At 58.4% G+C, this 23248-nt stretch carries 28 protein-coding genes; 16 read left to right on the plus strand and 12 right to left on the minus strand.

Annotation, left to right across the window (positions count from 1 at the left end; genetic code table 11):
* Positions 1–118: 118 nt before the first annotated feature.
* Positions 119–1024 carry a toll/interleukin-1 receptor domain-containing protein gene (locus tag ACW9IN_RS06755; protein ID WP_457365148.1) on the minus strand — a complete coding sequence of 302 codons (906 nt, stop codon included), beginning with the start codon at positions 1022–1024 and terminating at the stop codon, positions 119–121.
* A 309-nt stretch (positions 1025–1333) separates the two neighbouring features.
* Here ACW9IN_RS06755 and ACW9IN_RS06760 point away from each other — a divergent pair, with 309 nt between their 5' ends.
* Together ACW9IN_RS06760 and ACW9IN_RS06765 are read left to right on the plus strand one after the other, a co-directional pair.
* Entirely contained in the window at positions 1334–1537 is a 204-nt protein-coding gene (locus tag ACW9IN_RS06760) for a hypothetical protein (RefSeq protein WP_044267637.1), read from the plus strand.
* Between the two features lie 169 nt (positions 1538–1706).
* Positions 1707–1946 carry a hypothetical protein gene (locus ACW9IN_RS06765; protein ID WP_457365149.1) on the plus strand — a complete coding sequence of 80 codons (240 nt, stop codon included), beginning with the start codon at positions 1707–1709 and terminating at the stop codon, positions 1944–1946.
* A gap of 166 nt (positions 1947–2112) precedes the next feature.
* Here ACW9IN_RS06765 and ACW9IN_RS06770 read toward each other — a convergent pair whose 3' ends face one another.
* On the minus strand, positions 2113–2382 hold the full coding sequence (locus ACW9IN_RS06770; protein ID WP_457365150.1) for a DUF6953 family protein: 270 nt from the start codon (positions 2380–2382) through the stop codon (positions 2113–2115).
* Entirely contained in the window at positions 2379–2567 is a 189-nt protein-coding gene (locus tag ACW9IN_RS06775; protein ID WP_457365151.1) for a YodC family protein, read from the minus strand. The genes ACW9IN_RS06770 and ACW9IN_RS06775 overlap by 4 nt, the downstream gene beginning before the upstream one ends.
* A gap of 180 nt (positions 2568–2747) precedes the next feature.
* Here ACW9IN_RS06775 and ACW9IN_RS06780 point away from each other — a divergent pair, with 180 nt between their 5' ends.
* The 4 genes from ACW9IN_RS06780 to ACW9IN_RS06795 all read left to right on the plus strand — a co-directional run bounded on the left by ACW9IN_RS06780 (position 2748) and on the right by ACW9IN_RS06795 (position 4121).
* Positions 2748–2972 (plus strand): hypothetical protein, encoded by a 225-nt coding sequence (locus tag ACW9IN_RS06780; RefSeq protein ID WP_457365152.1) that lies wholly within the window; start codon positions 2748–2750, stop codon positions 2970–2972.
* A gap of 146 nt (positions 2973–3118) precedes the next feature.
* Positions 3119–3304, plus strand: coding sequence for a hypothetical protein (locus ACW9IN_RS06785; RefSeq protein ID WP_017529445.1), 186 nt, complete (start codon positions 3119–3121; stop codon positions 3302–3304).
* Positions 3301–3588 (plus strand): hypothetical protein, encoded by a 288-nt coding sequence (locus tag ACW9IN_RS06790; protein ID WP_457365153.1) that lies wholly within the window; start codon positions 3301–3303, stop codon positions 3586–3588. Before ACW9IN_RS06785 ends, ACW9IN_RS06790 begins: the two co-directional genes overlap by 4 nt.
* Positions 3585–4121 (plus strand): hypothetical protein, encoded by a 537-nt coding sequence (locus ACW9IN_RS06795; protein ID WP_457365154.1) that lies wholly within the window; start codon positions 3585–3587, stop codon positions 4119–4121. Before ACW9IN_RS06790 ends, ACW9IN_RS06795 begins: the two co-directional genes overlap by 4 nt.
* A 96-nt stretch (positions 4122–4217) precedes the next feature.
* Here ACW9IN_RS06795 and ACW9IN_RS06800 read toward each other — a convergent pair whose 3' ends face one another.
* The 3 genes from ACW9IN_RS06800 to ACW9IN_RS06810 all read right to left on the minus strand — a co-directional run bounded on the left by ACW9IN_RS06800 (position 4218) and on the right by ACW9IN_RS06810 (position 5692).
* Positions 4218–5069, minus strand: a complete 852-nt coding sequence (locus ACW9IN_RS06800; protein WP_457365155.1) for a hypothetical protein — start codon at positions 5067–5069, stop codon at positions 4218–4220.
* Positions 5070–5133: 64 nt separating this feature from the next.
* The gene (locus ACW9IN_RS06805; protein ID WP_148853753.1) at positions 5134–5370 is read right to left on the minus strand and encodes a helix-turn-helix domain-containing protein; all 237 of its coding nucleotides are present in this window, start codon (positions 5368–5370) and stop codon (positions 5134–5136) included.
* 118 nt (positions 5371–5488) lie between these two features.
* Positions 5489–5692 carry a helix-turn-helix domain-containing protein gene (locus tag ACW9IN_RS06810; RefSeq protein ID WP_457365156.1) on the minus strand — a complete coding sequence of 68 codons (204 nt, stop codon included), beginning with the start codon at positions 5690–5692 and terminating at the stop codon, positions 5489–5491.
* Between the two features lie 184 nt (positions 5693–5876).
* On the opposite strand from ACW9IN_RS06810, the gene ACW9IN_RS06815 reads away from it, so the two are divergent.
* The gene (locus ACW9IN_RS06815; protein ID WP_457365157.1) at positions 5877–6371 is read left to right on the plus strand and encodes a hypothetical protein; all 495 of its coding nucleotides are present in this window, start codon (positions 5877–5879) and stop codon (positions 6369–6371) included.
* On the opposite strand, the gene ACW9IN_RS06820 is transcribed toward ACW9IN_RS06815, so the two are convergent.
* On the minus strand, positions 6368–7579 hold the full coding sequence (locus ACW9IN_RS06820) for a phage integrase (protein ID WP_457365158.1): 1212 nt from the start codon (positions 7577–7579) through the stop codon (positions 6368–6370). The genes ACW9IN_RS06815 and ACW9IN_RS06820 overlap by 4 nt on opposite strands.
* A 457-nt stretch (positions 7580–8036) precedes the next feature.
* Between ACW9IN_RS06820 and ACW9IN_RS06825 the strand changes: the two genes are divergently transcribed.
* Positions 8037–9422: an MFS transporter gene (locus tag ACW9IN_RS06825; protein ID WP_457365159.1), complete on the plus strand. Its 1386-nt coding sequence runs from the start codon at positions 8037–8039 to the stop codon at positions 9420–9422.
* A 64-nt stretch (positions 9423–9486) separates the two neighbouring features.
* Here the strand turns inward: ACW9IN_RS06825 and ACW9IN_RS06830 are convergent, their stop codons facing one another.
* From ACW9IN_RS06830 to flgA, 4 genes are all read right to left on the minus strand, one after another.
* Positions 9487–10236 (minus strand): flagellar brake protein, encoded by a 750-nt coding sequence (locus ACW9IN_RS06830; protein ID WP_457365160.1) that lies wholly within the window; start codon positions 10234–10236, stop codon positions 9487–9489.
* A 96-nt stretch (positions 10237–10332) separates the two neighbouring features.
* Entirely contained in the window at positions 10333–10803 is a 471-nt protein-coding gene (locus ACW9IN_RS06835) for a flagella synthesis protein FlgN (RefSeq protein WP_457365161.1), read from the minus strand.
* Between the two features lie 48 nt (positions 10804–10851).
* Positions 10852–11175, minus strand: coding sequence for a flagellar biosynthesis anti-sigma factor FlgM (gene flgM, locus ACW9IN_RS06840; protein WP_457365162.1), 324 nt, complete (start codon positions 11173–11175; stop codon positions 10852–10854).
* Between the two features lie 142 nt (positions 11176–11317).
* On the minus strand, positions 11318–12082 hold the full coding sequence (flgA, locus tag ACW9IN_RS06845; RefSeq protein WP_457365163.1) for a flagellar basal body P-ring formation chaperone FlgA: 765 nt from the start codon (positions 12080–12082) through the stop codon (positions 11318–11320).
* Between the two features lie 90 nt (positions 12083–12172).
* Here flgA and ACW9IN_RS06850 point away from each other — a divergent pair, with 90 nt between their 5' ends.
* From ACW9IN_RS06850 to flgE, 6 genes are all read left to right on the plus strand, one after another.
* Positions 12173–13105, plus strand: a complete 933-nt coding sequence (locus tag ACW9IN_RS06850) for a chemotaxis protein CheV (protein WP_457365164.1) — start codon at positions 12173–12175, stop codon at positions 13103–13105.
* A 44-nt stretch (positions 13106–13149) separates the two neighbouring features.
* Positions 13150–13977: a protein-glutamate O-methyltransferase CheR gene (cheR, locus tag ACW9IN_RS06855; protein WP_025854126.1), complete on the plus strand. Its 828-nt coding sequence runs from the start codon at positions 13150–13152 to the stop codon at positions 13975–13977.
* Positions 13978–14302: 325 nt separating this feature from the next.
* Entirely contained in the window at positions 14303–14710 is a 408-nt protein-coding gene (flgB, locus tag ACW9IN_RS06860) for a flagellar basal body rod protein FlgB (RefSeq protein WP_178925516.1), read from the plus strand.
* A gap of 3 nt (positions 14711–14713) precedes the next feature.
* Entirely contained in the window at positions 14714–15157 is a 444-nt protein-coding gene (gene flgC / locus ACW9IN_RS06865) for a flagellar basal body rod protein FlgC (protein ID WP_457365165.1), read from the plus strand.
* 16 nt (positions 15158–15173) lie between these two features.
* Entirely contained in the window at positions 15174–15902 is a 729-nt protein-coding gene (gene flgD, locus ACW9IN_RS06870; RefSeq protein ID WP_457365166.1) for a flagellar hook assembly protein FlgD, read from the plus strand.
* A gap of 31 nt (positions 15903–15933) precedes the next feature.
* Positions 15934–17250: a flagellar hook protein FlgE gene (gene flgE, locus ACW9IN_RS06875; protein WP_457365167.1), complete on the plus strand. Its 1317-nt coding sequence runs from the start codon at positions 15934–15936 to the stop codon at positions 17248–17250.
* A 194-nt stretch (positions 17251–17444) separates the two neighbouring features.
* On the opposite strand, the gene ACW9IN_RS06880 is transcribed toward flgE, so the two are convergent.
* The gene (locus ACW9IN_RS06880; protein WP_457365168.1) at positions 17445–20339 is read right to left on the minus strand and encodes a ribonucleoside-diphosphate reductase subunit alpha; all 2895 of its coding nucleotides are present in this window, start codon (positions 20337–20339) and stop codon (positions 17445–17447) included.
* A gap of 553 nt (positions 20340–20892) precedes the next feature.
* Here ACW9IN_RS06880 and ACW9IN_RS06885 point away from each other — a divergent pair.
* Positions 20893–21618, plus strand: a complete 726-nt coding sequence (locus ACW9IN_RS06885; RefSeq protein ID WP_457365169.1) for a response regulator — start codon at positions 20893–20895, stop codon at positions 21616–21618.
* Complete coding sequence (locus ACW9IN_RS06890; protein ID WP_457365170.1) at positions 21615–23225, plus strand: ATP-binding protein; 1611 nt, start codon at positions 21615–21617, stop codon at positions 23223–23225. The genes ACW9IN_RS06885 and ACW9IN_RS06890 overlap by 4 nt, the downstream gene beginning before the upstream one ends.
* Positions 23226–23248 lie beyond the last annotated feature (23 nt).

Genomic DNA, 23248 nt, shown 5'->3' on the forward strand with positions numbered 1-23248 from the left:
TCAGCAACCATTACTCGGAGTTCTAATGGCTCTATGCGGGAGCTCTAGCAGTGGGCGTCCACTGATTAAACCTGCTCCGTGGATCTGCATGAGAACGGAGCAGGTTTATTGATGGATATTACCAAGGTGTATTTTTAATTGCGTTAAATACATCTAGCTCTTCTTTGGTGGGCTTCCGCTCGGTTTCAGTTACGTATCCAAGTATTCGCCTGAAGTAGTCGGTTATGTTTATTAATTGGTCTTTTCCATTGTCGTTGCCCATCTTTCTTGATTTAACTAGTATGTCTGTTTGGGCGCCGGTCTTTGGATCGGAGAATGTGATGTTTTTTTGCTGCGGAATCGGGCTGTCTAGAATAAGAAACATTTCATCCTTAGCTCTCTCCGCACAGTCCAGCAGCATGATTGCGTTGGTGGTTCGTCCCATCCAGCCTACACCTGCATCCACGTAGCGCATCTGGCGGTGTGTGGCCACATCGTTGTAGATGCATTGAATCTCTGTCACGAAGGACATCTGAAGATTTTCAGAGCTTTGCATCAATATGTAATTGACGAAGTAGCTCCCGTCGAAAAGTCCATAGTCACAAGACCAGTCCACGTATCCCTCTGCGTCCTCAAGTCTGCTCTGCTCAGGGTTGGAAAATTGAGCTACTGACTCCAGCAAAGTAAACATACCGGCATCGAAATCAGTCCGAAAATCAGCATACATTTTGTCTCGCAAGAACATCGGTATCTTGCAGTCATCTAACAACACTGGGATCGTGACTACTCGCTTTTCGTCAAGCTCTCGAAATAATCCCGCAGTGAGCTCTTTTTTACACCATTCGGATTCGACCGAAGCTTTGGATAGCATAATAAGTAAAGCGCTAGAGCCCTCAACTGCCTCCTGAACCTTATTGATTATTGAATCGCCTGCTCGCAACTCCCATCGGTCAATCCATACGCTCGTTCTTTTTCGGACGAGGTGTCCAGCAATTAAATCAATTTTATCTTTGTCCGCGTGCGAATAACTAACGAAAATCGGCATACCTTTCTCATCCCTTGATCCAGCCCAGCGCCGGTTATCCGTGATACCTCAGTTTTGAAGCAAGTGCTAGTGGCTGACTGTTTCCCGGCCATACGGTCCGATTCGGCTCATATGGTCTGTTTCGCAGCGCTCGGAAGGCGTACTGAGAAAATCGGATCCACTACCAATCTGCCAGATAGACCAAACCGTCTCAGTGAGACCAAATCGTCACACAACGAGATAATTCACCGCCTTTTAGAGTGTATGCAGAGTTTTCACCTGGAGTTGCGTCGAGATACCCTGAGAAGTCAGGACATCTCAGGAGCCCCTATGTCAGTCATCGATTGCGATTACCTGCCCGATCCATCCAAGACCACATTCCCGCCCGAACTGGCGCTGCTGATCGTGCGCAAGGCTGCATCCATGGCCGAGGCGTTCGAACAGCAGGCCCTGGACCAGTTGACCAAGGATGCAATCTCAGCGATATCCGCCGGCGCCGATCCGCGCCAGGTCATCCGGCAGATGCGGCTGTAACTGCCGGCAAAGGCGAGTGTCGTTTCCAGGAACGAGACCCCTTTTACGACCTTCTCGCGAAACTACCGGATTCCAGCAGATAACGGCAAATCGGGAGTTCCCACTTTGCCGTCTACCTACGCTGTGTTGATGTAGGATTGCGGTCATCAAACACGAAGGGAGAATCGGAATGGATGAAGAGCTGATACGCCAGGTGCGGGAGTTAATCGATAACTTCCCACCGCGGCCGGACCTAGACGCGCTCATCGAAAGTGGCGATTTAATCAAGGTTGCTGGCGGGTACCAAGTACCGACGGAGAAGGGCCTCAAAGCAATTGAGAAGTATACAATCGGCGTCACGATCAGCAATAAGGGAAAGCCTCCGGTTTACCGCCTGAGTATCCAACGAAAGCGAAAACCCACCGTTTGACGCGTCGTGTCCGTCTCCTATGTCCTCAACGCCGAGTGCATGGGAGATGCGAGCATTACTGCTCACATCTCGCTGGCGTGGTGTCAAATTCTGAGCTCATCCTCAGAATGAGGCAGGAAGAGCTGGGCCCTGGGCCAGGACGAGTGTGCTGGCCTAGCTAGTTATTTCAGCCCCGCGCATCTCGTCCAGGTTCGTCCTCCTCGACCCTGAATCGCCAGTACCGATCCGGTTTGACCCATACGACGTTATCCGGGGTCAGCTTGCGGAATGCAGCGAGGACACTCTTTCCGAGAACCTGGTTTCCGTCTGCGTTCTCGGTCAATAGCTCTTCATGTCCAGATTTGACGAGACGGTCCACTACATCGTCTTGGTAGATGCATCCGTCACGCTCGATTTCTGAGAGCATCCATTGTGCGACTGCCGCGGCGTCCATCATTTGGCCTCAGGAACTACGCGTTCCAAAGACTCTGGGGGAAACCGACCGCTTTCGAGCTTCTTCCCCGCAAACCATTGACACCTGTAGATGGTGGGGCGGCTTTCCTGAAGCTGAACGGTCATATCTGGACCGCCTGACTTCAGTTTGACGATTTCACCAACTTCAAACTCGATTTCTTCCGCCATTGCTTTCAATCCTCGTAAGCAGGGGACATCCCTGTACTTCCCATATTGGGGCTGGCCATTTGCTTTCAAGTGGCATATGGCTGCAGTCGCTGGACCTGCAATTATTTTGCACTCTCCTATTGCGTGACTAGTAACGGAGGTATATCTTTGATTCATCGTAACTAGTAACAGGGTGGATAGATGACAGATCAAGCCAAGCCCCCGCGGTCAGCAGCAGCCAGGCAGCGGGACTACAAAGAACGCCAACGCGCGGCCGGCTACAAGCTGACAGCAGTGTGGATTCACGAAGAGACGGAGCAGGAGGGTAAGCAGGCGGCACGCGATGGGAAGCCACTCAATCCGATGGAGTCGAAAGACCCCTTGAGCTGGGCGGCAGGCTGGATCAGCGAGAAGGGTAAGCAGTAGGTGAACGGATCGTTCACCCCGGCAATCGGCTGAAGATCTAGCCGATTGAATCGATGGCTCAGTTTTGAGCCATCACAGAAGAGGTGCCAAGCCGCTGCGTCAACAGCGGCCTGGCGATCACACGACGAAGCTTAGAGGCACACGTCATGCAATTTAAACAGAATACCATCCAAATTCTGGATGCGCGCGGCCAGATCATCGCCACCATGGCGCTGCCGGCCAACATCAAGCTCACCGAGCTGGCCCCGTTGAAGATCCTGGGCGACATAAGTTTCAAGGTTCTGCCAGGCGCCGCCCCATCACGCGGGATCTGCTTAGGGGGTGTCGTATGAGCAACCTCCCGGCTGTTTTGGTGCTTGAAGGCGAGATCGTGCGCGACGTGTTCATCAGCTCCGAAGAAATGGCGCGCATGAATAAGGCTCGCGCCACTTTCAAAGAGCTGCACGCAATACTCATGGGTCATGTGATCCCGGCACTTGGCGGTTTCGATAACCCGGTCGCCACTGAGATCGAGCGCCGTCTCGAAACTATCACTTTCGCCAGCCGTAACTTTCTCTACCCGCATCGTTATTCTGGCGCTGCGCACGATGCTGTAAATGTTGGGGGTGACCTATGAGCGCCCAAGCCCGCACCATCCAAGAAGTCGCCCATGACGCGCTTGAGGACCTGGGCAGCGCACAGATCGTCCTGCGCAAGGTTGAGGCCATGCTGTGCGCAGCGTTGGCGAACAAGCGCACGGGCCAGCACGTCCGCAACCTAGTAGACGCTGCGTGGAACCTGGCCGCTGACGGTGCCAGCGCCGCCGACTGCAACTATGAGGCAATATCCGCCGCCCTGGCCGGGTGTGTTGCCCTAGGCGCCGAGCCCATGCAAACGCCGCCATTGCCTCACTACCTACTGGACCAGCGCAGCAACGAAGTGGCCGAGGCGATTTATGCCGAGCGCGCGCACGCTACCCGGTGGTGGACGCACTTGAACGAGATGCGGCGCCGCAAGGAGCTGCCGGAGTGGGTAGCGGCAGGCGTCGGCACGCATGATGAACACGACCAGATGCTGGAGAGCCGGAAGGCCGTCAATCAGGCCCTGTTCGGCTCGGATGACCTGGGCGGCGATCAGCCCTACAGGGCGATTCCACTGGGCCAAGCCTGAAACAACGAAACTTTCGCAGTATCGAGGGCACTACCCCGTCACAGGGTGGTGCCCTTTTTCATTGGTGGGCGGGTGGTGCCATCTCAGCAAAGTGGATCAGGGGGAGCCGTATGCCTCCAGCCACTCATCCATGCTTTGGTCCTGTGGTGGCTTAGGGGTGTGTATAGGGGAGCAAGGGATTACCTTGTTATCGTCCTTTCTTGTTAACTTGTTTTCGTGGTTTGAAGTACACGTAGTTGAAAACGGCTGTAGCCCACGAACTGCATGGGCTGTAGCTGTTTCCTTGTGTCCTGACCTTGTGCCCTCCTTGTGCCCTAGTTGTGCCTCAGTTGTGCCCAAGTTGTGCCCTAGAACTGCGAGGCGCACCTGGTCTTCGGTGATGGTCACAGGTTGGAGCGACTGCACATTAATCCGATCCTTCCTCACCTCCCCGGCCAGCAAGATGCTGGACAGCTTTCCCATGCATTTGTGGAATCGCTGCATCCGCTCAGGAAGTGGTAGACCGGTGCCCCGCCAGAACTTGTAAAACTGGCTTCGCTCTCCGACACGGAACTCACCGGCCGGAAGAGGTGCGCCAGCTTTGCCACCTACAGTTGTGCGTTTGCGGGTCAGTTCCACATTGAAAATGGCGTAGGCAGTTTCGCCAGTCAGTACCGATGTGAAACGCAGGGTCACGCCGGCCGATTTGTGCTGTCCGTACCGTCCCGCGCTATAGCCTTGATACCTGAATGCATCGACCCCAATTGCCGCCAGTACCGATCGGCAAATCTCCCGTTCTTTTTGATCCAGCCATTCAGCGGGCACAGGCTTGCCGCTCGCCGGTTGAATGACGAGCTGCCCACGCTCAATGCTCACCGCGTCGCCGCGGTTAAGTAGTTTTGTCGCTAGGCATTCCACTGAATCGACCTCACCGTAATTCGGCTGGATTACCAGCGGGCCGAAGCCCATCGGCATCTAGCAGGCAGGCGCAAGAGGTCGCCGCAAAACTGCGGAGACCTCTGCGTACTCTGGATTACGACGCTTCGCGCATCAGGATGTACTTGGCCACGCGGTGAGGCGGCCGGCCTGGCTCGGTGGACTGGTGCGTCCAGTAGGTGCGGATTTCGTGACCCTTCTTCCTGAGTCGGCGAATGGTGTTTGGTGGCTGGACGATATCCAGGTTCTTGGCGGCTTCGATGGTAGATACCGGCCCGTTTCGCAGGGCCTCCATCATCTTGCGGTCTTGCTCAGTTGAAGAATGGCGTGTCATAGTTTGCCCTTCACGTTGGTGCTACCCAGTGTGTTTTCGCTAAGGCGGTGCTCTAACACCGCCTTAGCAATCCCTCGCGCAGCCCTGCGCAATTCCCACTCCTTATTCTTTCCGCACTTCACCGTGCGCCCACCTTTGCTGCGCGCTCGATAAAGGCTCTCAGCTCGGATGCCAATGCCAGACGTCGACGTCCGATTTTGAAAGTTTTGATTTCGCCCTGAGCGATCAGCTCGTAGGTGGCAGAGCGAGAGATACCCAAGATTCGGGCAGATTCTTCGACGCTCACCGACAGCGGCGCCATTTGTTGCTGAGCTTGTTCCATGGTGGTCTCCCAAAAAACGAGGCCAGATAGGCGTCGTGTATCGCTAGCTTACAGCGCATAAAACTATCATTGCAAGCAATTGCTATACAGTAGCGTACTCGCATGGATTGACAGCAGATTGCTCGTCGCGCAAGCTGCGCCAATTGGGTCAGTTGGGCTGACCTCGCAAAGCAGATGGAATGGTATGGCGACGAAGACGAGTAAGCGAGTGGGCGAGTCGAGCACCACGGTGAGCGTGGGAATCAGGATTGATCCTAAAATTAAGTTCGCGCTGGACATAATGGGACGCCTGCAGAAGCGCTCATTAACCGCGGTAATCGAATGGGCAATCTCACAAGCAATAGCCCAGCAAGTACTCGATTTCGATGGAAATTCTCTGTCCACAGTACTCGATAAGGTCTGGTCAACTGATGAGTCGTCACGACTTGTTCAATTGGCGATCCACCTCCCCGAAGCGCTGACCTACGATGAGCTGAGAACGTGGGAGACCATAAAAGCTACTTCCTTTTTTTGGCATCCGTATGGTGATGGATCATGGGATGCCGTGCCTGCAAGGCTTATTCCTGAGAAGGTGCGCTCTGCATGGAAAGAAATATTGCTTCACGTAGAGCAGAACAAGGCATCGGCGACAATATTGCCTATGACTATCGATGACCTGATGCCAGATATTCCCTTTTAAATCAGCTCAACCGCCGCCGCCTTGGTCCCTGGCGCCAAGTGCGCGTAGCGCAGTGTCATTTTTATATCCGCGTGCCCCAGCAGATCCCGCACCGTGTTGAGCGGTACGCCGGCCATTACCAGGCGTGACGCAAAGTCGTGACGCATATCGTGCCAGCGGAATCCGTCGATCTGCGCCCGCTCAAGCAATTTGAGCCAGGCGCTTTTGACGTCCTCAAAGCGACCGCCGCCCTGACCTGGGAAGACATACGGCGACTTGCTCACCTGCTTCTTCCAGGCTTCCAGCACACCAATAGTCTCCTTGTTCATGGGGATGTGGCGCGTATCGCTTGTCTTGGTGGTGGCCCCGGCGACTGTGATTGTCTTCGTGTCGAAGTTCACCGCTGACCATTCCAGGTCGAACAGCTCTCCGCGCCTCATGCCGGTATTCAACGATATCAACACCATTGGCTTCAGGTGATCGGTGAAAGGCAGTTGCAGGAGGGTTGGCAGTGGCTCTCTGTGGCGGTCCGTCCGCCAGGTGTTTGCACTCTCGCGCTCGACCCTCATTTCATCCTGTCGAGCGTCCAGGGCATCGCGTAGACGCTTGGTCTCGTCAGCAGCCAGGTAGCGAATCACCCCCTTTGAGTCGACTTTGAGCTGTTTCAGCTTGGCCAGAGGATGCTCGTCGATGTAATCCCACTCGACCGCCCGGCTGAATACTCCGCTGATAGAGCCCATTTTCCGGTTGACCGTGGAGGGCTTGTTGCCGGCCTGCATCCATCCTGTGCGGATCAGCTCCAGGTCTCGCCCGGTGATCGCGTCCAAGCGCTGGGCCATGATTGGGTCGAAGTTATTGCTGAGGGTGTGCTGCGTCTTCTCATGGCCTTTGTGATGGGCTTTGAACCACGGCATATAGGTGTCGTCGATAAAGTCGCGCAGCGAGGGCAGGGCTGACCCCTTGCGGCCCTGGGCGATGGCCAGAGGCTCGCCATGGGCGTGCGCATCGGCTAAGTACTGGGCGGCCTCGGTTCGGGCTTGGTCAAGAGTAAGCACGCCGACACGCCCGAGGGTGGCGTTCTTGTTTCGGCCCCAAGTGACCATGTAGGACTTGTGACCGCTGGGCAGTACGCGAATGAAGAAACCGGGTTGCACGGTGTCATGCACGCGGTATGCTTTCGCGTCGGCGGCTAGGCTGCCAATTAGCTTCTGAGTGATTTTGGTTTTCAAGGGTTCGACCGTGACAGCAGGGTGGCAGCAAAAAGCACTATACCGCTCGATGTTCACGGACTCAATGGGACTAAAAGGCCCAGTAATTATGGGCTTGTGGCTGTCCTCATTGGGTCTAAATTGACCCTCCTAAGGGGAAGGTTGGCCGTTCGAACCGGCCCTGGGACACCATCTTCAAAGCCCCGCGCAGAATATTCTGGCGGGGCTTTTTTGTGTCTGGCAGGTCTTTTCCTGCGTGGGTCGAACCTTGCCGCTTATCGAGGTTCACAGAAGAAGTCGCGCGTATTTATCGCCGCGATGTACCTCGCGTGCCGTTCGGTGACGTCTGAGCGGTAGCCAATCGTTTTACGCAAAATAATCTCCGAAAACAGCGCCTGCCGCCTGTCCGGATCCGGCCACCCCGGACTATCATGCCGATAGCCCTGACCCTCACTGCAAGGAGCCGCTCGGAACGCCGATGCGCCAGATCTGGAAATCTTTTCGAGCCCTTTATTTCGCCTCCTTGATGATGCTGATCGGCTCCGGCCTGCTCAGTACCTACCTGGCCTTGCGACTGGCGGCCGATCACGTCGACAGCTTGTGGGTGGGTGCGCTGATGGCGGCCAACTATTTCGGCCTGGTGCTGGGCGGCAAGATCGGGCACCGCTTGATTGCCCGGGTCGGGCATATCCGTGCCTATGCCACCTGTGCAGGGATTGTCGGTGCCGCGGTGCTTGGGCATGGACTGATCAACTGGCTGCCCGCCTGGATTGTGCTGCGGACGATTGTTGGTCTGGGGATGATGTGCCAGTACATGGTCATTGAAAGCTGGCTCAATGAGCAGGCGGATGCCAAGCAGCGTGGCGTGGTGTTCAGCGGTTACATGATCGCGTCCTACCTGGGGCTGGTGCTGGGTCAGCTGATCCTGGTGATGCACCCCCAGTTGGGGCTCGAATTGCTGATGCTGGTAGCCGTGTGTTTTGCCTTGTGCCTGGTACCGGTAGCCATGACCCGACGTATTCACCCGGCGCCGTTGCATCCGGCGCCGATGGAGCCGCGCTTCTTTATCAAGCGGGTGCCGCAGTCGCTGAGCACGGTGTTGGGGGCCGGGGTGATCGTGGGTTCGTTTTACGGTCTGGCGCCGCTCTATGCCGCCCAGCAGGGCCTGTCAACGGAACAGGTCGGTCTGTTCATGGGGTGCTGTATTTTTGCCGGGCTGTTGGTGCAATGGCCGTTGGGGTGGCTGTCGGACCGCTATGACCGGGCCTTGCTGATTCGCAGCTTCGCGCTCTGCCTGGCGGTGGCGGCGCTGCCGTTGGCGGTGCTGAACAAGGTGCCGCTGGAGGTGCTGTTCGTGGCGGGCTTCGTGTGTTCGCTGGTGCAGTTCTGTCTCTATCCACTGGCCGTGGCGTTTTCCAACGACCATGTGGAAGGCGACCGCCGAGTGTCGCTGACGGCCATGCTGCTGGTGACCTACGGTGTGGGCGCCAGCGTGGGGCCGCTGTTGGCGGGTGTGGCGATGAAGCTCTTCGGCAGCCACATGCTGTACGCATTTTTCAGCTTGTGCGCCTTGATTCTGGTGTGGCGTATCCGACCGAAGGCGGTCACCAACCTGCATCAGGTCGATGATGCGCCGCTGCACCACGTGGCGATGCCTGACAGCATGTCCAGTTCGCCGCTGGTGGCGTGCCTCGATCCGCGGGTGGATGAAGCCGTGGTGCAAGAACAGATGCAGACCACTGTTGCGGACCCGGTGCCGGAAACCGAACCGGAGCCTGAGGTGCAAGAGCCGGTAGCGGACACGCCGCCCCAGCATCCGGACCCGGATGACCATCCCCATGACCTGAGCAGGGCGCGCCCCTGAATGCAAAAACGGGCAGATCCCATCAGGATCTGCCCGTTTTTTTTGGAGTCGGTATTTCCAGCGTTTAGAAATCGTCGTCCTTGTCGAAGCGCCGTGCTTCACGTTGCAACTGATACACAAAACGCTCGACCTGGCGCTGCACCAGACCGCTCATGTTGTGAAAGCGCACGCCGGCAAAGGTGGTGTTGATCTTCTCTTCGAAGTGCAGGTAACGCAGTTCCACCGAAGTGGTCATGCTGCCAAAGGGCAGGGCGGCGATAAAGCGGTCATAGACCTGGCCCAGTTGCAGGCGCTCGGAGATATCGCCTTCAAAGCGCAATTTGCAGCCGGTGGCGGAGATATCCAGCAGCTTGCCGTTGATCGGTGCCTTGAGTTTTTCGCCGCCCAGTTCGATGTTCACCAGTTGGGCCAGCTTCAGGGCGGCGCGGAAGGCATTGCGGCGCTGATGGTAGACCACTTCGTCGGGCATGCTGCCGGTGTAGATGCGGTGGCCATCCTTTTCGCTGATGCTCAGGCTGCCGTTGCTTTCCCAGGCGACGCGTACACCCTCATGGAAACCTTCGATGCGAAAGGGTTCGCCGTTCTCGAGGTAGCGTTCGCCATCGCGGGGGATCATTTCGTCCAGGGCCAGCGTCTTGCTGTCCCGGTCAACATCCACCAGGTAGCTCTGGAAGCGCTGGCTGCGTTCGTGGAAGGTGATGATCAGCGGATCATGACTTTCTTGCAGCATCCGCAAGGTGCCGGCGATTTCCAGAGGCGTGGTGAGGACCTTGGGTGGCTGCGGAGCATCTTCCGCATTAAGGGCGTTGAACACGGTTCTTCCATCTCCAGACAAAATACGACTACACGCAAGGGCCATCATTTTGCCAGTATGTGGCGCGCCTTGGATAGGTCGCGCTGCAAACGGGCGTCACGCTTGGCTGCGGGTGCTTGGCTTGACCAGGCGTGAGGTGGAACCCTGGGCGTTGTATAGCGCCGGTGGCTCTCCGCCGTGGAGTATACGCAATTGGTTGGCGGTCGTGGCTTGCTGGAGCTGGATCGACTGACCGTTGAGCAGGTTGGTTTCCTGGCACTGGCCGAGCAACGCGTTGAGTGCCTTGCTCTGGGACAGCAACTGATCGCCGACCGAGGAATGACTGGCCAATTGCGCGAGACCTTCATGGTCAGCGGGCAGGCCAAGGCTGATAAGGATTTCGCTGCGTTTTTTACCATGCTGTTCCAGCAGGATAATCAGCGATTGCTTGCGCGCCAGAATTTCTTCCAGCAACTGCATGTCCCGGCCGAACAGGGCCACGGATTCTTCCTTGAGCAGCTCGAGCAACTGTTGCGTCGGCGCCAGATCATCAATGATCAGTTGAAGCAGGTTTTCGTCGTGGTGCATGGCAGGCCTTGGGTTTTAAGCGTCCAAAATCCCGGCGCAGGCCAGTGCCTAGCGCTCGGCTTCGAAATTAAGCAGCTTGCTGGCTACACGGTTGCTGTCGACTTGATAGCTGCCATCGGCGATTGCCTGTTTCAATTCGGCCACGCGGGCTTTATTGACAACTGGCTGGTCGCGCAGCGAGTCAGTGACCTTCTGCAACTGCTGAGCCTCGTTGCTCAAGTGTACGGATTCCCCGCTTTGGCTGGCGCTGGTCTGTTCCGCCTTGGCGGGCAGGACCGGGGCCTTGGCATCTACGCTGTCCTTGGCACCGTTGGTGCGCGTATTGCCGGGCAATGCCGGGGTGTTATTCAAACGACTGAAATCGATGACCATGATAAAAAAACCTCTGGGTATTTGGACGCTTGCCATGTTTTCGGCCATACCCGGACAAACTTTAGGCACGAATGACAATAAACCTGCACAGGCCGACATCCCAGGCACAGTGTAGGAAAAGCTGGCGTCCGACACCAGTGATCTATAGTGCCACCTCCACTTGGCCAGGGGCCATCACTCGCGCCTTGATCACGCGGTTGGAGTTCAGGTTCTTGATGCGGATCTGTTCACCCATCCCGCCGTTGGACAGGGCTTCACCGGGCATCTTCACGTTGAGCGCACCGCTGCTGGCGGAAATCACCACCTGGTCGCCCTTGCGGATCACTTCGGCCTGTTCCAGATGCACCAGCGTCACGACCTGGTCGGTGACCATCGGCCGAGTGAGCTTTTGGCCGACGGCCTGGTCCAGTGATGTCAGGTAGCCCTGGTTGATCAGGCCGATGTCGCGCTCGCGCAAGGCCACATCCTCGAAGCCGATGATGCCGGTGCGTTTCAGTGGCCGGGTTACCACGACGACATCGCGGAACAGTTTGACCTGAGCCGGCACGAATACCGTCCACGGCGAAGCACCGTCGCAACGCACCCTGACCGTCACGCGTCCGATGGGCTGGGCCGGGCTTTCCAGGGTGGCTGTCAATTCCTTGTCGCACATCGGCATGCGCAGGCGCGGGTCCAACTGGTTGACCTGGATTTCATAACGCCCGGGTGTCTGGGTGGTGGCCAGATAATCTTCTACAGTGAATTCAAGAAAGCCCTGCGTGACGCCGATAAGCAGATCAGGCAAGGTGACGTTGTCTGCGCGGGCCGTGAGGCTGGTCCCCAGGGCGAGCAGCGCCGCAGAGACGCAGAGTGATCTGCGGATCCGTGGAAGGCGAAGGCGTCGGGAAACTGTCGTTTTGATATCCATGACCAACAAATAGCAAAGCTCGTGCCGTTTAGTATGGGGGGCACGCTGCCCTGTCGGTATGGCCCAAGGTTTCAGCGTAGGAGTGAAGGCATGGCAGGTGTAATGGATTCAGTAAACCAGCGCACACAGCTGGTAGGGCAGAATCGCCTGGAGTTGCTGTTGTTTCGCCTCGATGGCAAGCAGCTCTATGGCATCAACGTGTTCAAAGTGCGGGAAGTGCTGCAATGTCCCAAGCTGACGATCTTGCCCAAATCCAGTCCGGTGGTGTGCGGTGTGGCCAATATTCGTGGCGCGACCATCCCGATTCTTGACCTGGCCATGGCTACCGGCTCCTCCGGTCTGCAAGACCGCGAGAGCCCGTTTGTCATCATTACCGAGTACAACACCAAGACCCAGGGGTTTCTGGTGGGGTCGGTGGAACGCATCGTCAACATGAACTGGGAAGAGATCCATCCACCACCCAAGGGCACTGGTCGCGACCACTACCTCACGGCGGTGACGCGGGTCGACAACCAGTTGGTGGAAATCATCGACGTGGAGAAAATCCTCGCCGAAGTGGCGCCCACGTCGGAATCGATTTCCGTGGGCGTGGTGGATGCCGAAACCGCGCACAAAGCCATTTCCCTGCGGGTGTTGACCGTGGACGACTCATCGGTGGCGCGCAAGCAGGTGACCCGTTGCCTGCAAACGGTCGGCGTCGAAGTGGTGGCCCTCAATGACGGTCGCCAGGCCCTGGATTACCTGCGCAAGTTGGTGGATGAGGGGAAAAAGCCGGAAGAAGAATTCCTGATGATGATTTCCGACATCGAGATGCCGGAAATGGACGGCTACACCCTGACGGCCGAGATACGCAATGATCCGCGCATGCAAAAATTGCATATCATCCTGCATACTTCGTTGTCGGGCGTCTTCAACCAGGCGATGGTCAAGAAGGTCGGTGCCGATGACTTTTTGGCCAAGTTCCGTCCCGACGACCTCGCATCCCGGGTAGTCGACCGGATCAAGGCAGCAGATCACGGCTAGGGGAGCTTCCCCTGGCGGTCACATGATTTTTAGAGGCGGTATCATTGTCTACGGGTAATTTGGATTTCGAACAGTTCCGGGTCTTCCTGGAAAAAGCCTGTGGCATATTGCTTGGTGAAAACAAGCAATACCTGGTATCCAGCCGTCTCAACAAGCTGATGGAGCAGCAGGGCATCAAGTCCCTGGGTGAGTTGGTCCAGCGGATCCAGGGGCAGCCGCGCAGCGGGCTCAAGGAAATGGTGGTCGATGCCATGACCACCAACGAAACCCTGTGGTTTCGCGATACCTACCCTTTTGAAGTGCTCAAGAGCAAGGTGCTGCCGGAGGCCATCAAGGCCAGTCCTGGTCAGCGCCTGCGCATCTGGTCGGCGGCCTGCTCTTCGGGGCAGGAGCCGTACTCGATTTCGATGTCCATCGATGAGTTCGAGCGGACCAACATGGGCCAATTGAAGGCCGGTGCGCAAATCGTTGCCACTGACCTGTCGGGCACCATGCTCACCAACTGCAAAACCGGCGAATATGACAGCCTGGCCCTGGGCCGCGGGTTGTCCCAGGAACGCTTGCAGCGCTACTTCGACCCGAAGGGGGCCGGGCGCTGGGCGGTCAAGGCACCGATCAAGAACCGTGTGGAATTCCGCTCGTTCAATCTGCTCGACAGCTACGCCAGCCTCGGCAAGTTCGACATGGTGTTCTGCCGCAACGTGCTGATCTACTTTTCGGCCGAAGTGAAGAAAGACATCCTGCTGCGCATCCATGGCACCCTCAAGCGCGGTGGCTACCTGTTCCTCGGGGCTTCCGAGGCGTTGAACGGCTTGCCGGATCATTACCAGATGGTGCAATGCAGTCCGGGGATCATCTACCAGGCCAAGTAAGGTCTGTTCGCTCGAACCATTGGGAGTCAGGCTTGTGTGGGAGCTGGCTTGCCTGCGATAGCATCACCGCGGTCTGACTGAAAACCGGGGTGCCTGCATCGCAGGCAAGCCAGCTCCCACATTTGTTATGCGGCAACCCTTCCGAAAGCGGCAAACCCCGTTGCCGCTTTACTGGCACCGCGCGGAAACCGCTTGCCGCTTTTCTGGCATTGCCGCCCGGCAATACTTCCTACAAGGCCCGGAAATACGGGTTATCTAAAGATTGGCATACACCTTGCTATAACCCTGCTAACGAAAAGCAGGTCAGCCCTTGAAGGTTTCCGCCATGAGCATCAGCTTCGATAAAGCGCTCGGTATCCACGAACAAGCCCTGGGCTTTCGCGCCCAGCGTGCCGAAGTCCTGGCCAACAACATTGCCAACGCCGACACCCCGAACTACAAGGCTCGGGACCTGGATTTCTCTGCCGTGCTCGCTGCACAGCAGGACAAGACCAAGAACGGCACCTTCGCCTTGAACGTGACCAATACCCGTCACATCGAAGCGCAGGGCCTGGGCAATGGCGACGAGTCGCTGTTGTACCGCACGCCGATGCAGCCATCGATCGACCAGAACACCGTCGATGCGCAACTGGAGCAATCGGCCTACGCCGAGAACTCGGTGAACTTCCAGGCCAGCTTCACCCTGCTCAACAGCAAATTCAAAGGGCTGATGTCAGCCCTGCGTGGAGAGTAAGCCATGTCCCTGTCCAGTGTTTTCAATATTGCCGGTAGTGGCATGAGCGCGCAGACCACGCGCCTGAACACCGTCGCCAGTAACATCGCCAACGCCGAGACTGTGTCTTCGAGCATTGACCAGACCTACCGCGCCCGCCATCCGGTGTTTGCCACCATGTTCCAGGCCGGCCAGAACGGCGGCAGCGATTCGCTGTTCCAGAGCCAGGACGCCGCAGGCCAGGGCGTACAGGTACTCGGTGTGGTTGAGGACGACAGCAATCTCGAAGCGCGCTACGAACCCAATCACCCCGCCGCGAACGAAAAGGGCTATGTGTACTACCCCAACGTCAACGTGGTCGAGGAAATGGCTGACATGATTTCCGCCAGCCGTTCCTTCCAGACCAACGCGGAAATGATGAACACCGCCAAAACCATGATGCAGAAGGTCCTGACCCTAGGTCAGTGATAAGGGGCGCCAAATAATGGCCATTGTTGATACCAATTCGACCAATACGGCGGTTCAGGACCTTTTCAACTCCAAGGTCAAGGATTCGTCGACCAATAACAGCCTTGGCGATGCCTCCAAGCAGGCGACGGGCAACCAGGCGCTGGGCAAGGACGCGTTCCTGAGACTGCTGGTAACCCAGCTTAAAAACCAGAACCCGCTGTCGCCCCAGGACAACGGCGCGTTCGTGGCCCAGCTGGCGCAGTTCAGCAGCCTGGAAGGCATCAACACCCTGAATGACTCGGTGAATGCGATCTCCAGCAACTTCAGCTCGTCGCAGGCGCTGCAGGCTTCGTCGCTGGTGGGGCGTTCGATCGTCATCCAGACCGACAAAGCCATGGTCGATACAAGCAAGAGCATGACCGGCTCGGTGAACGTGACTTCGTCGACAGGCAACGTCACCGTGAAGATCACCGACAAAGACGGCAACGTGGTGCGCACCCTCGAAATGGGCGCCCAGAGTGCCGGTAACCAGAGTTTCATCTGGGACGGCAAGAACGACAAAGGCGAGGTCGCCCCGGCGGGCACCTACACCTTCAATGCCACCACCAAGAACGACAAGGGTGACTCCGTTGCCCTGGCGACTTCGTTGCCGGCCACGGTCACCAGCGTGACGTTGGGCAAGACCGGAGGCGACATGCTGCTCAACCTTGCGGGCGGCATGGGCAGCGTCAAGCTGTCGCAAATTCAGACTATCGGTACATAGAGCCGGCTAAACACGGCAGAAGGAGAGAAACATGTCTTTTAACATCGGTCTTAGCGGCCTCTATGCGGCCAACAAACAACTGGACGTGACCGGCAACAACATTGCCAACGTTGCGACCACGGGTTTCAAGTCGTCCCGTGCGGAGTTCGCCGACATTTACGCGGCGTCCAAGCTGGGCACCGGCCAGAACAGCATCGGCAACGGTGTGAACCTGGCGGCAGTGTCGCAGCAGTTCACCCAGGGTGACGTGAACAACAGCGGCGGCATTCTGGACATGGCGATCCAGGGCGGTGGCTTCTTCGTGCAGAAGGGCAGCGACGGCTCGCTGGAGTACACCCGCAGCGGTGCGTTCCGTGCCGACAAGGACGGCTTCATCACCAACAACACCGGTACCTCGCGCCTGCAAGGTTACGCGGCGGATGCGGATGGCAAGATCATCAAGGGCGGCCTGGTCGACCTGCAACTGAACCTGTCGAACCTGCCACCGAAGGCGTCCAGCAAAGTGGACTCCACCAGCAACCTGAATTCCTCGGAGCCGGTGATTGATCAGGTGGCCAAGCCGTTCAACCCGAGCGACACCAGCACCTTCACCACCCAGTACAGCACCACCTTGTACGACACCCAGGGCAACTCGCACACCATGGTGCAGTACATGGTGAAGACGGATTCCAACCAGTGGAAATCCTACACCCTGATCGACGGCCGCAACCCTGACGGCACTCCAATCAGCGGGACTGGCGCCGTGGCACCGGTTGCGTCGACCCTGTCGTTCGACACCGCCGGCAAACTCACCGGGATCGTGACCCCCCCGAGCACCGTCTCCAACACCACCCTGACCATCACCAACTGGACGCCGGGGACCGTGAAGGATGGTGTGTGGAAGGCCAACGGCGCCGCCGCGAACCCGGGTGGCATTGCTGTCAACATGTCCAATATTACCCAGTACAACTCGGCCAGCTACCGCAACCCACCGGTCACCGACGGCTATGCCACCGGCCAGATCACCGGTCTGAAAATCGACGGCAGCGGCGTACTGTTCGCCACCTTCAGCAACCAGCAGAGCAAGGCCATCGGTCAGATCTCCCTGGCCAGCTTCAACAACGAACAAGGCCTGCAGCCATCCGGCGGCACCACCTGGAGAGAGACCTTCGCTTCGGGCCAGCCGGGTTATGACACCCCGCAAGCCGGTACCCTGGGGTCGATCGTGGCCAACTCCCTGGAAAACTCCAACGTCAACCTGACCAACGAGCTGGTGGACCTGATCAAGGCCCAGAGCAACTACCAGGCGAACGCCAAGACCATCTCCACCCAGAGCACCATCATGCAGACCATCATCCAGATGACCTGATGCGATAGCGCTCTACAAGAAGCCCCTCAATCGAGGGGCTTTTTTGTTGTGGTGAGCAGTCTTGCCCTGCGCTGGGCTGCGAAGCAGTCCCCTATCCAAGAGCCTGCATGCACGGGCAAAAGAAAACCCCCGGCAAGCGTGAGGGCTTGGCGGGGGTTTCGGGGTAAGCGCTGTTACACGCCTACTGGCTCAGCTTATTGGCAAGCTTCGCAATCCGGCTCGTCGATCGCGCAGGCTTTTGGCACTGGCGCCGGGCCGGCCGGTGCGGCGAGCACCGAATCATCACCGTGGTTGCCGCCACTGGACACCGCGTTCAGCTTGCCGGTGTTGATGGTCGATTTCTCGGTGCTGGTCGCGGCCAGGGCACGGAGATAGTAAGTGGTTTTCAGGCCACGGTACCAAGCCATGCGATAGGTCACGTCCAGCTTCTTGCCCGAAGCACCGGCGATGTACAGGTTCAGGGACTGAGCCTGGTCGATCCACTTCTGACGACGGCTGGCGGCGTCTACGATCCACTTGGTGTCCACTTCGAAAGCCGTCGCGTAGAGCTCTTTGAGTTCTTGCGGGATGCGCTCGATCTGCTGCACGGAACCGTCGTAGTACTTCAGGTCATTGATCATGACCGAATCCCACAGGCCGCGGGCTTTCAGGTCGCGGACCAGGTACGGGTTGATCACGGTGAATTCGCCCGACAGGTTCGATTTCACATACAGGTTCTGGTAGGTCGGTTCGATCGACTGCGACACGCCGGTGATGTTGGCGATGGTTGCGGTCGGGGCGATGGCCATGATGTTGGAGTTACGAATACCTTTCTGCACGCGGGCACGTACCGGCGCCCAGTCCAGGGTTTCTTCCAGGTTCACATCGATGTACTTCTGGCCACGCGCTTCGATCAGGATCTGTTGCGAATCCAGCGGCAGCACGCCCTTGGACCACAGCGAACCCTGGAACGTGTCATAGGAGCCACGCTCGTCGGCCAGGTCGCAGGACGCCTGGATCGCGTAGTAGCTCACCGCTTCCATGGACTTGTCGGCGAAGTCGACCGCAGCGTCCGAGCCGTAAGGAATGTGCTGCAGGTACAGCGCGTCCTGGAAGCCCATGATGCCCAGGCCCACTGGACGGTGCTTGAAGTTGGAGTTCTGCGCTTGCGGCACCGAGTAGTAGTTGATGTCGATCACGTTGTCGAGCATGCGTACGGCGGTGTTCACAGTGCGTTGCAGCTTGGCGGTGTCCAGCTTGCCGTCGACGATGTGGTTCGGCAGGTTGATCGAGCCCAGGTTGCAAACGGCGATCTCGTCCTTGTTGGTGTTCAAGGTGATCTCGGTGCACAGGTTCGAGCTGTGGACCACGCCCACGTGCTGTTGCGGGCTGCGCAGGTTGCACGGGTCTTTGAAGGTCAGCCATGGGTGGCCGGTTTCAAACAGCATGGACAGCATTTTGCGCCACAGGTCTTTGGCCTGGATGGTCTTGAACAGCTTGACCTTGCCCGGGTACTCGGTGAGGGCTTCGTAGTACTCGTAGCGCTCTTCGAAGGCCTTGCCGGTCAGGTCGTGCAGGTCCGGTACTTCGGACGGCGAGAACAGGGTCCACTTGCCGTCATCGAAGACGCGCTTCATGAACAGGTCAGGGATCCAGTTGGCGGTATTCATGTCGTGGGTACGACGGCGGTCATCACCGGTGTTCTTGCGCAGCTCGATGAACTCTTCGATGTCCATGTGCCAGGTTTCCAGGTAGGCACACACGGCGCCTTTGCGCTTGCCACCCTGGTTCACCGCTACAGCGGTGTCGTTGACGACTTTCAGGAACGGCACAACGCCCTGGGACTTGCCATTGGTGCCCTTGATGTACGAACCCAGTGCGCGCACTGGCGTCCAGTCGTTGCCCAGGCCGCCGGCGAATTTGGACAGCATGGCGTTGTCGTGGATCGCGTGGTAGATGCCCGACAGGTCATCCGGCACGGTGGTCAGGTAGCAGCTCGACAACTGTGGACGCAGGGTACCGGCGTTGAACAGCGTCGGGGTCGACGCCATGTAGTCGAAGGACGACAGCAGGTTGTAGAACTCGATGGCGCGGTCTTCTTTCTGCTTCTCTTCGATGGCCAGGCCCATGGCTACGCGCATGAAGAACACTTGCGGCAGTTCGAAGCGGATACCGTCCTTGTGGATGAAGTAACGGTCGTACAGGGTTTGCAGGCCCAGGTAAGTGAACTGCTGATCGCGCTCGTGGTTGATCGCCTTGCCGAGTTTTTCCAGGTCGAAGCTGGCCAGCACCGGGTTCAGCAATTCGAACTCGATACCCTTGGCGATATAGGCCGGCAGGGCCTTGGCGTACAGGTCGGCCATTTCGTGGTGGGTGGCGCTGTCGGCGACGTTCAGGAAGCCCAGGCCTTCGGCGCGCAGGGTGTCCATCAGCAGGCGCGCGGTCACGAAGGAGTAGTTCGGCTCGCGTTCAACCAGGGTACGGGCGGTCATCACCAGGGCGGTGTTGACGTCGGTCAGGGCCACGCCGTCGTACAGGTTCTTCAGGGTTTCGCGCTGGATCAGGTCGCCGTCGACTTCTTCCAGGCCTTCGCAGGCCTCGGTCACGATGGTGTTCAGGCGGCCCAGGTCCAGTGGAGCAAACGAACCGTCGGCCAGGGTGATGCGGATCGATGGGTGAGCCTGTACCGCGGTTTCGGCCGGCGCGCGCACGGCACGTTCCTTGGCGCGCGAGTCACGGTAGATCACGTAGTCGCGAGCCACTTTCTGCTCGCCGGCACGCATCAGGGCCAGTTCGACCTGGTCCTGGATTTCTTCGATGTGGATGGTGCCGCCCGACGGCATGCGGCGCTTGAAGGTCGCGGTGACTTGTTCGGTCAGGCGGGCAACGGTGTCATGGATACGCGACGAGGCGGCTGCGGTGCCGCCTTCAACTGCAAGAAACGCTTTGGTGATGGCGACGGTGATTTTGTCATCGGTGTAAGGAACGACAGTGCCGTTACGCTTGATCACACGCAATTGGCCCGGTGCGGTGGCGGACAGATCCACGTTCGAATCGGCAGCCTGCGGCACGGAGCCTTGCGGGTTCTCGCGAGTTGTGTCGGTTTGCATGGGGGGTTGTCTCCACGTTCTATATTTGATTGCGAGTGCCAGGCTCTTCCTGCAACACCCGTACCGTTTTCCATATCGGGGATGGGAAACAGCTGCCATCCGCGTGAGCGGTTTGGTCTACTGAAAATCGGTTGGTTCCATGCTGCGCTAGCAATAAAACGCTTGAGTTTCGAGCCACTTGTGTGGTTGGGCGCCTTGGTCGAAAACCCTACATCTAGGGTCTTCCTCAGGGCCGAGGTACAAGATAATGCGTTTTTGAGGGGTTAGCAACGCAGTAACCTGTGGATAACGCTGTGAGTAAAATGTGTAAGAAAGGTCGAATGGCCGTGTAGGCCGCATTGCTGCTGGATTGCGCCGTTTGTCATTAAATGTTTCAGGCGTAAAACAGTCCGCCCATTTTCGAAGGGCGCGAACCCTATCACAAAAAAATGCGATCACCGAACGGATTTCCCGGCTTGTGTTTGAGGGTTGGGCCATGGCTACAATCGGTCGCATCGGGCGACTGATTTACCTGGATGATGCCCATCGTTTGTTACAGACATAGAGGTCACCCGTGGAGCAAGAAGCCTGGCAGGTATTGATAGTCGAGGATGACGAGCGCCTCGCCGAATTGACCCGCGACTACCTGGAGAGCAATGGCCTGCGGGTGTCGGTGGAAGGTGATGGTGCACGGGCTGTCGAACGGATTATCGGCGAGCAGCCCGACCTGGTGATCCTCGACCTGATGCTGCCGGGCGAAGATGGCCTGAGCATCTGTAGCAAGGTGCGTGAACGCTACGATGGGGTGATCCTGATGCTCACCGCGCGCACCGACGACATGGACCAGGTGCTTGGCCTGGACATGGGGGCCGACGACTACGTGTGCAAGCCGGTGCGCCCGCGCCTGTTGCTGGCGCGCATCCAGGCCCTGCTGCGGCGCAGTGAGCCCGCGGAGCCGGCCACGGTTGAAAGCCAGCGCCGTCTGCAATTCGGCCCGCTGGTGGTGGACAACGCCCTGCGCGAAGCCTGGCTGCATGAAGCGGGGATCGAGCTGACCAGCGCCGAATTCGACCTGCTGTGGCTGCTGGTGGCCAATGCCGGGCGCATTCTGTCCCGCGAAGAAATCTTCATCGCTTTGCGTGGCATCGGCTATGACGGCCAGGACCGCTCCATCGATGTGCGCATCTCGCGCATTCGCCCCAAAATCGGCGACGACCCGATCCATCCGCGCCTGATCAAGACCGTCCGCAGCAAGGGCTACCTGTTCGTCCCCGAAGCCGCTGCCGACATGCTGCTGTGAACTCGATCTTCCTGCGCATCTACGGCGGCATGTGCGCGGCGCTGATCCTGGTGGCGCTGCTCGGCGTACTGGCGTTGCACTTGCTCAACGAGGTGCGCAGTGGCCAGTACCGCGAACGTCTGGCCCACGGCACCTTCGCCTTGATGGGCGATAACCTGCAACCCATGAGCCCCATCGAGCGCCAGCGCGCCCTGGCCGTGTGGGAGCGTTTGCTCGGGATTCCGTTGGAGTTGCGGCCCCTGGCCGACGCCCAGCTGGACCTCGGCCAGCGCAACCGCTTGCAACGCGGTCAGGTATTGGTCGAGCAGACGGGACCGCATGCCGCCCGGGTATTGCGCCTGGTCAGCGAACAGGACCCGCTGGTCTTGAGCGGCGAAGTGCAGCAGATCAGCGAACAACTGGCCCGGGCGACGATCTACCTGTTGGCCGACGAACTGGTGCGCTACCCGGTGGCCGAACAACCGCAGCGTCTGGCCGATATCAAGGAGGCCAAGGGGTTCGGTTTTGACATGCACCTGATGGCCCTCGACCAGGCCGATATGGATGACGACCAGCGCCGGCGCGTCTCGGAAGGCGATACGGTGATGGCCCTGGGCAAGGGCGGTGATTCGATCCGGGTGTTTGCCGGCATGGTGGGCACGCCCTGGGTGCTGGAACTCGGCCCGCTGTATCAGATGAACCCTTACCCGGTGCAGTGGTTGGTGCTGATCGCCTTGATCGGCCTGACCTTGATCGGTCTGATCGTTTACTGGCTGGTGCGTCAGCTCGAACGACGCCTGCGGGGGCTGGAGGCCGCCGCCACGCGAATTGCCAAAGGCAATCTGGAAGTGCGCGTGCCGGCCCGGGGGGCGGATTCGGTGGGCCGCCTGGCCGCCGCCTTCAATGGCATGGCCGAGCACCTTCAGCAACTGCTGGCGATCCAGCGCGAGCTGGTGCGCGCGGTGTCCCACGAGTTGCGCACTCCGGTGGCGCGCCTGAGGTTCGGCCTGGAAATGCTCGGCGATGCGACCACCTCCGAAGCCCGACGCAAGTACCTGGAGGGCATGGACAGCGATATCCAGGACCTGGATGGACTGGTGGATGAAATGCTCACGTACGCACGGTTGGAGCAGGGCTCGCCGGAGCTGAGTTTTCAACGCGTCGATCTCAGCGCCTTGCTCGATCAGGTGATCGGCGAATTATCGCCACTGCGTCCCCAGGTTACGGTCAGCCGGGGAATTTGCCTGTCTTCCAGTCACTGGGACGATGCCTGGGTCGACGCCGAACCGCGTTACCTGCACCGTGCCCTGCAGAACCTGGTGAGCAATGCCATGCGTCATGCTCAAAGCCAGGTGCTGATCAGCTATCAAGTGGGGCAGGTGCGCTGTCGTATCGACGTGGAAGACGATGGCCCGGGCGTACCGCAAAGCGCCTGGGAGCGCATCTTCACGCCGTTCCTGCGCCTGGACGACAGCCGCACCCGCGCTTCAGGGGGGCATGGCCTGGGCTTGTCGATTGTGCGACGGATCATTTATTGGCATGGCGGGCGGGCGTTGATCGGCAAGAGCAACAACCTGGGCGGGGCGTGTTTCAGTTTGAGTTGGCCTAGAGATCAGGAAAAAGCTTGAGGTCGCCATCGCAGGCAAGCCAG

This window comes from Pseudomonas sp. SDO5271_S396, from assembly GCF_054071795.1.

Excerpts from the sequence above, each read along its gene's own strand:
- ACW9IN_RS06755 (WP_457365148.1), bottom strand. The coding sequence starts at position 1,024 with ATGCCGATTTTCGTTAGTTATTCGCACGCGGACAAAGATAAAATTGAT.
- ACW9IN_RS06760 (WP_044267637.1), top strand. The coding sequence starts at position 1,334 with ATGTCAGTCATCGATTGCGATTACCTGCCCGATCCATCCAAGACCACA.
- ACW9IN_RS06765 (WP_457365149.1), top strand. The coding sequence starts at position 1,707 with ATGGATGAAGAGCTGATACGCCAGGTGCGGGAGTTAATCGATAACTTC.
- ACW9IN_RS06770 (WP_457365150.1), bottom strand. The coding sequence starts at position 2,382 with ATGATGGACGCCGCGGCAGTCGCACAATGGATGCTCTCAGAAATCGAG.
- ACW9IN_RS06775 (WP_457365151.1), bottom strand. The coding sequence starts at position 2,567 with ATGGCGGAAGAAATCGAGTTTGAAGTTGGTGAAATCGTCAAACTGAAG.
- ACW9IN_RS06780 (WP_457365152.1), top strand. The coding sequence starts at position 2,748 with ATGACAGATCAAGCCAAGCCCCCGCGGTCAGCAGCAGCCAGGCAGCGG.
- ACW9IN_RS06785 (WP_017529445.1), top strand. The coding sequence starts at position 3,119 with ATGCAATTTAAACAGAATACCATCCAAATTCTGGATGCGCGCGGCCAG.
- ACW9IN_RS06790 (WP_457365153.1), top strand. The coding sequence starts at position 3,301 with ATGAGCAACCTCCCGGCTGTTTTGGTGCTTGAAGGCGAGATCGTGCGC.
- ACW9IN_RS06795 (WP_457365154.1), top strand. The coding sequence starts at position 3,585 with ATGAGCGCCCAAGCCCGCACCATCCAAGAAGTCGCCCATGACGCGCTT.
- ACW9IN_RS06800 (WP_457365155.1), bottom strand. The coding sequence starts at position 5,069 with ATGGGCTTCGGCCCGCTGGTAATCCAGCCGAATTACGGTGAGGTCGAT.
- ACW9IN_RS06805 (WP_148853753.1), bottom strand. The coding sequence starts at position 5,370 with ATGACACGCCATTCTTCAACTGAGCAAGACCGCAAGATGATGGAGGCC.
- ACW9IN_RS06810 (WP_457365156.1), bottom strand. The coding sequence starts at position 5,692 with ATGGAACAAGCTCAGCAACAAATGGCGCCGCTGTCGGTGAGCGTCGAA.
- ACW9IN_RS06815 (WP_457365157.1), top strand. The coding sequence starts at position 5,877 with ATGGCGACGAAGACGAGTAAGCGAGTGGGCGAGTCGAGCACCACGGTG.
- ACW9IN_RS06825 (WP_457365159.1), top strand. The coding sequence starts at position 8,037 with ATGCGCCAGATCTGGAAATCTTTTCGAGCCCTTTATTTCGCCTCCTTG.
- ACW9IN_RS06835 (WP_457365161.1), bottom strand. The coding sequence starts at position 10,803 with ATGCACCACGACGAAAACCTGCTTCAACTGATCATTGATGATCTGGCG.
- flgM (WP_457365162.1), bottom strand. The coding sequence starts at position 11,175 with ATGGTCATCGATTTCAGTCGTTTGAATAACACCCCGGCATTGCCCGGC.
- flgA (WP_457365163.1), bottom strand. The coding sequence starts at position 12,082 with ATGGATATCAAAACGACAGTTTCCCGACGCCTTCGCCTTCCACGGATC.
- ACW9IN_RS06850 (WP_457365164.1), top strand. The coding sequence starts at position 12,173 with ATGGCAGGTGTAATGGATTCAGTAAACCAGCGCACACAGCTGGTAGGG.
- flgB (WP_178925516.1), top strand. The coding sequence starts at position 14,303 with ATGAGCATCAGCTTCGATAAAGCGCTCGGTATCCACGAACAAGCCCTG.
- flgC (WP_457365165.1), top strand. The coding sequence starts at position 14,714 with ATGTCCCTGTCCAGTGTTTTCAATATTGCCGGTAGTGGCATGAGCGCG.
- flgD (WP_457365166.1), top strand. The coding sequence starts at position 15,174 with ATGGCCATTGTTGATACCAATTCGACCAATACGGCGGTTCAGGACCTT.
- flgE (WP_457365167.1), top strand. The coding sequence starts at position 15,934 with ATGTCTTTTAACATCGGTCTTAGCGGCCTCTATGCGGCCAACAAACAA.
- ACW9IN_RS06880 (WP_457365168.1), bottom strand. The coding sequence starts at position 20,339 with ATGCAAACCGACACAACTCGCGAGAACCCGCAAGGCTCCGTGCCGCAG.